Below are 6,298 nucleotides of genomic sequence, written 5' to 3'. Positions count from 1 at the left end.
CGTCCAACGCCAACGTCGTCTACGAGTACGCCCCCGGCGGCTCGTCGCTCGGCGAAGGCAACCTCGTCGTACCGGCAGCCAAGCCGCAGTACGGCGGCACGGTGGTCGTCGGCCTCGAGGCCGAGGCTGTTGGCCTCCGACCGTGGGAGGACGCGTGCGCATCGTCGTGTTACACGATGCTGGGCCAGATGTTCGATCCGCTGCTCCGCCAGGCCAAGTCGGGCGAATACCTGCCATGGCTTGCCGAGTCGATCTCCGCGAACGACGACTTCACCGTTTGGACGGTGACCCTGCGATCCGGGGTGACCTTCCACAACGGCAAGGCGCTTTCTGCCCAGACGCTCGAGGACATGTGGCCGATCCAGCAGGCCGGTTCTTCGGCTGCCGGTGCGATCGCTACCGCAGGTTTGATCAACGTCGAAGCCACAGGGGACCTCACGGTTGACTACACGCTGGGAGCCACCAACGTGGCCTTCCCGTCGTTCCTCAACGGTGCTCCGATCGGCTACCCGTTCGACCCGGAGGCGGCAGCAGATTCCGATGCCTTCAACGCCAACCCAATTGGGACTGGCCCGTTCGTCATGGACAGCCGTGACATCGACAACGAGACGGTTCTGGTTCGTAACCCGAACTACTGGCTGTCGATCAACGGCAGGCAACTTCCGTACCTAGACGGCGTCTCCTACCGGCCGATTCCTGACGAGACGACCCGTCTAGCGGCGCTAGCTGCAGGTACGACCTCGGCGATGGAGTCTCGGCGTCAGGCCACAGTGCGTGATGCCCGGTCGCTGGAAGGTGTGGTCCTGTACGAGTTCCAGGGCAACGATGCCGGTGGTGGACACTTCAATGCACAGGTGCCGCCGTATGACGACGTTCGGGTTCGGCGTGGCCTGACCCTGGCCAACAACCAGGAGGCGGTCATCGAGGCACTGGGTGGAGCCGGGATTTCATCACCGGTCACACAGTTCTTCTCGGTGGACAGCCCGTGGTGGTCGCAGGCGGTCGCCGACTCGTATCCGCATTTCGACTTCGACGCTGGAATCGCTCTGCTTCAGGAGTACGTGGACGATCCGTCCCGGTCCGACGGCAAGGCCGCCGGAGAGAAGATCCATGTGGATCTGGCATGCCCGATGGACCCGACGCTCGTTGCAGCGATGTCGGTTCTCGACCAGTTGTGGACAGCGACCGGGCTCGTCGACGTCGACGTCGACACGGGGAACGACCAGCAGACCCACATCAACGTCTCGTTGGGAATCGCCAACGGCTTCCTGGGTGACCATGGTGCCCACTGCTGGCGCTACGGCAGTGAGGCGGATCCGTCCGTGCCCATTGGCCAGGCCTTCAACAACTGGCAGGCCAATCCCCTGAACTTCTCCAACTACGACAACGCGGAGATTCAGGGTTACCTGGCAGACGCCCTGGTGACGAACGACTTCGCAGAGCGTTACGCGCTCTACGAGAAGATCGGCATCATCGCCAACCGTGACGTGCCCCACTGGTTCTCAGGGGGTACGGCAACGGTTATCGCGGTCGAGGAAGGGATCACCGGGCTCGACACCTGGGTCCTGCCCGACGGGACATTGGGCATCGGCCACCCGAGTGCCGTTGGCCGGTGGGAACAGGTTTGGCGGACCGACAACTAGTTGGTAGCTACGAGTAGTTAGTTGGTGTTGTGGGGGTCGTGTCCAATGGGCACGGCCCCCACAACTGCCTTCCTGTCGGGCGTCGCGGGAGGGTGCAGGATTGTCGTTGTGAGGGGCGCCGCATAGAACAGGTCATGACTGGGACTCAGGTGACCTGAGTTGATCCCGAAAGGACGGAGATGCCGAAGATCCTCGCGATTCGCTTGACGCGTCTCGTCGTGACCGTGATCGTGGTCTCCTTCGTTACTTTCGTCGGCACCAACGTCCTACCGGGCGACCCCGTCAACGCTCTGATCCCGATCGATGCTCAGCAAGATCGGGAGTTCGTCGAACAGATCCGGGAGGAATGGGGTCTGAACGACCCGATGATCGTCCGCTACGGACGGTGGCTGGGCGACGCAGTGCAGGGAGACCTCGGCCGTTCCCTCGTTACCGGACAGCCGGTGACCGATGAGATCACCCACCGGTTGCCGATCACCCTCGAACTAATGGCCGTTGCCGTTGGCTTCTCACTCCTGATAGCGGTTCCCCTGGGGGCGTTCACCGGCTACCGGGAGGGGCGAAGATCAGATCGCGTGGTCAGCGGGTTTGCCCAAGCTGGGCTCAGTTTGCCCGTATTCGTCACCGGGCTGATCCTCATCTACGTGTTTGCCCTAAGACTCCAATGGTTCCCCGCTGTCGGATGGAACAGGCTCAGTGACGGGCTAGGACCCAACCTTAAGAGTGTGGCCCTCCCTGCACTGTCGTTGGCCGTCACAGAGATCGCTGTCTATACGCGGGTCCTTCGATCCGACATGATCGCCACCCTCAAGGAGGACTACATCCTTTCAGCGCGAGCGAAGGGGCTGACCGACCGGTTTATTCTCTTCCGGCACGGTCTCCGACCCAGCCTCCTCACGCTCGTCACGGTGGTCGGCCTGAACATCGGAATCTTGATCGGCGGGTCGCTCGTCATCGAGTACCTGTTCGCCATTCCGGGCCTTGGAAAGCGTCTATTTTCGGCGATCCAACAACGTGACTTCATGATGGTCCAAGCCATCACAGTCCTCATTACCGTCTTCTACGTGATTGTCAACACGGCCACCGACCTCGTCTACATGGTCGTTGACCCCCGGATACGGAGGACGAACTAAGTGTCCAAGCTCGGCCTGCCACCGGTACCGGTCCAGACCCGGGTCCCGTCGACACTCCGGCGGGGGCCAAGGAACGCCGAGCAGATGTTCCCGGGTTCGTCCCGGAAAAGTCGGTTCGGGAACTTGTTCGGGAAGATGCCGTGGCTGACCAAGATCTGCTTCCTATGGCTGATTTTGGTGGTCCTCGCGGCAGCACTGGCTGACCTGATCCCCGGCCTAGCCGACCCCAACTACCAGGGTTTCGTCTTCGGCGACGGGAAGACCAACGAGGGTCCGACGGCCAGCCACTGGCTGGGTACCGACAATGTCAGCCGCGACATCCTCGCCCGGCTGATCTACGGAGCCAGGGTCTCGCTCATCTTCGCCTTCTCGCTAGTAGCAGTAGGAATCGTCGTCGGCGGCACACTTGGATCGATCGCCGGCTATTTCCGGGGACTCCTCGAGACCTTTCTGATGGCTCTCGTGGATACCTGGCTGTCGTTCCCAGCTCTCATCGGTCTGGTGTTCATCACAACGATGCTTGGAATGCGCAACCTCGTAGTCCTAGTCCTGGTCGGTGCCGTCTTCGTCTGGCCGTCGTACACACGAATTGCCCGTGCCACCGCCCTCTCGGTCAGCGGGCAGGCCTTTGTCACCGCGGCAAGGGCCATTGGCACCAGCAGGAAACGGATTTTGGTTCGGGAAATTTTCCCCAACGTTTTGCCCGCGCTCCTCGCCTACTCGTTGGTCGGCCTCCCAGTTCTGATCATCCTTGAGTCGACGCTGTCTTTTCTCGGTCTCGGGGTAGAGATCCCAACAGCCTCCTGGGGGGGGATGATCAACCAGGCCCGCCAGGACCTCCTTATCAACATCTGGCCTGCCGTGTGGCCTGCCGCGACGCTGTTCATGACGGTCTATTCGTTCAACAATCTCGCCGACTGGGTTCGGGCACAAGCGGCCGCCCGGTCCGCTGCGATCTGAAATGGAATCGCTCTGATGGCCGTCTCAGAAGAACCCACATACACCTCGACATCGTCTGAGTCGATGGGGGGATCGGAGATCCTTCGCGTCGAGGATCTCCATACGAGCTTCTTCCTGCCGATCGGCGAACTGCAGGCTGTCCGCGGGGTCAGTTTCAGCCTTAGGCGCGGGCGGTCCCTGGGCATCGTTGGTGAGAGCGGTTCAGGCAAGTCGGTTCTCGCCCGGTCGATTATGGGCCTCAACCTGGGTTCCAACGTCAAGACCAGCGGATCGGCCTTCTTCGATGGCCGCGACCTCCTCGCGCTGTCCCGCCGGGAAATGCGAAGCCTGTGGGGAACAGAGATCGCCATGATCTTCCAGGACCCCATGACCTCGCTGAACCCAATGGTCAAGATCGGACGCCAGGTCATCGAACACCTGAGGCAACACAAGAAGGTGGGCCGCAGTGAAGCAAAGCAGACCGCTCTCGACCTTCTCAACGAGGTACGGATTCCAGAAGCTGAATCCAGAATCGATCGGTTGCCCCACGAGCTCAGTGGCGGCATGCGCCAGAGGGTCTCCATCGCCAGCGCCCTGGCCTGCGAGCCGTCGCTGCTCTTTGCCGACGAGCCGACCACCGCTCTGGACGTAACCGTCCAGCATCAGATCCTCAACCTGTTGAGCCGCGAGCAACGCCAGCGCAACATGACCATGGTGATGGTGACCCACGACCTTGGGGTCATTGCCGGTCGAACCGACGACACCCTCGTCATGTACGCAGGCAAGGTCGTGGAACAGGCTCCGACGGACGAAATCTTCGAAAAGACCCAACACCCGTACACCGAAGCGCTCATGCGTTCGATTCCGCGAACAACCCATGCAAGCCATACGTCGTTGGCAGCGATCACCGGCCGCCCACCGGTGGCCACCCACCTTCCAGTTGGTTGTGCGTTCAGTCTCCGTTGCCCGTATGTGCAGCCAAAGTGCAACGAGGAGGACCCACCACTGGTTTCGCTTGGCACCTCAGGGCATAAGTCAGCCTGCTGGTATCCGGTGGGGTCTGATGCCAACCGTGAGGCGTTCGAACGGAACCTCGCCGACCGGTTACCGCAAACACTTGCCGTGGCCGAATCCTTAGACGCTGATCAGAGTCCGGGAACACCGGCAGAACTTCCGGATGGAGGGATCGCCTAATGGCTGGATCAGGGAAGGCCCATCTTCGTCCCGCCGGCGAAGTGCTGGTCCAGGTTGAGGATCTGGTAGTCGAGTTTCCGGCGGCCAAAAAACGCACCGTGAAAGCAGTGAGTGGGATCAGTCTGGACGTCAAGGCCGGGGAGACACTCGGCCTTGTCGGTGAGTCGGGCTGCGGAAAGTCGACTGTTGCTCGTTCCCTTATCCAGCTTCCTCCGCCTAAGAGCGGGTCGGTGGTCCTGGACGGCGTCGAATTGACCGAGTTGTCCGAGGGGCAGCTAAGAACTCACCGGACCGGACTCCAGATGATTTTCCAGGACCCGATCAGCTCCTTGAATCCCCGCCGTCGGGTTGCCGAGATCATTGCTGAACCGCTGCGGGTCTGGGGCCCCCACGACGAAAACGAGCAGGCCGAGATCGTTGACCGGATGCTGCACGCCGTTGGTATCGACCCGGAGGTCGCCCGGGACAAGCGACCCCACGAGTTTTCAGGTGGTCAGTGCCAACGGATTTCCATTGCTCGGAGCCTGGTCCTCGGACCCCAAGTTCTCATCTGCGATGAACCGGTCAGTGCGCTCGACGTCAGTGTTCAGGCACAGATCCTCAATCTGCTTCGTGACCTCAAGGCCGAATACGGCCTGACTCTGGTCTTCATCGCCCACGACCTGGCCGTCGTCAAGAACGTGAGCGACAGGGTGGCTGTCATGTACCTGGGGAAACTTTGCGAAGTGGCCGAACCAGACGAGCTCTTTTCCGGCGCTGCCCATCCGTACACGGCGCTTCTTCTCGAATCGATTCCAGAACCGGATCCTGCAGCTGTCATCGACGTATCGATGGACCAGGCGGGCGAGATCCCGTCATCGGTCGATCCCCCTTCCGGGTGTCGGTTCCGGACGCGTTGTACTCAGGCATCAGAGCGCTGCGCCAATGAAGAACCACAGATGCGCGAAGTCTCAGCGGGCCACTACGTGGCCTGCCACCACCCCCTGGTCGCCGTAGCTGGCTAGCAGTTACGTCCACCATTCGCGCTGAAGAGCAGAATCTTTCTGAGCAGGTCGCGTCCGCCGGGCACGATGAGCCCAGCGCCCAACCTTTGATTTCTCTCGGTTTGTAGGTTTCTCAGGTTGTTTCGCGCACCGTCTTGCTATTCACGTGCCGTAGGGGGCATCGTTATGGCAGACAGTGCAGGCACGACCTCGCTTCAGAGTTATCTCATTGAGGTGTTGGCCGTTACTGCTCAAAGCCTCTTGGGGGAACCATGTTGAAGCGGATCATGTCACTACTCGCGATTTTCCTGACTTTCACGCTGCTTGCTGGTGCCTGTGGGTCTGATAGCGCGGACAGTGCTTCGTCTGGTAGTAGTTCGGCTTCGGCGACGACTGCTGCGCCGGC

5 protein-coding genes are annotated in these 6,298 nt (G+C 61.1%); all 5 read left to right on the top strand.

The genetic code is table 11. The features are described from left to right. On the top strand, positions 1–1,643 hold a 1,643-nt coding region (locus tag QF777_11725), incomplete at its 5' end, for an ABC transporter substrate-binding protein (protein MDP6912211.1). 179 nt (positions 1,644–1,822) lie between these two features. After that, entirely contained in the window at positions 1,823–2,776 is a 954-nt protein-coding gene (locus QF777_11720; protein ID MDP6912210.1) for an ABC transporter permease, read from the top strand. Further along, positions 2,777–3,736 (top strand): ABC transporter permease, encoded by a 960-nt coding sequence (locus QF777_11715; GenBank protein ID MDP6912209.1) that lies wholly within the window; start codon positions 2,777–2,779, stop codon positions 3,734–3,736. It abuts the gene before it with no gap. Positions 3,737–3,799: 63 nt separating this feature from the next. Next, entirely contained in the window at positions 3,800–4,909 is a 1,110-nt protein-coding gene (locus QF777_11710; GenBank protein MDP6912208.1) for an ABC transporter ATP-binding protein, read from the top strand. Beyond that, complete coding sequence (locus QF777_11705; protein MDP6912207.1) at positions 4,909–5,913, top strand: ATP-binding cassette domain-containing protein; 1,005 nt, start codon at positions 4,909–4,911, stop codon at positions 5,911–5,913. Before QF777_11710 ends, QF777_11705 begins: the two co-directional genes overlap by 1 nt. Positions 5,914–6,298: the final 385 nt, after the last annotated feature.

It is taken from the genome of Acidimicrobiales bacterium (genome assembly GCA_030747595.1).
Taxonomy (GTDB): domain Bacteria; phylum Actinomycetota; class Acidimicrobiia; order Acidimicrobiales; family MedAcidi-G1; genus UBA9410.
This window is presented reverse-complemented; position numbering and strand designations above follow the sequence as displayed.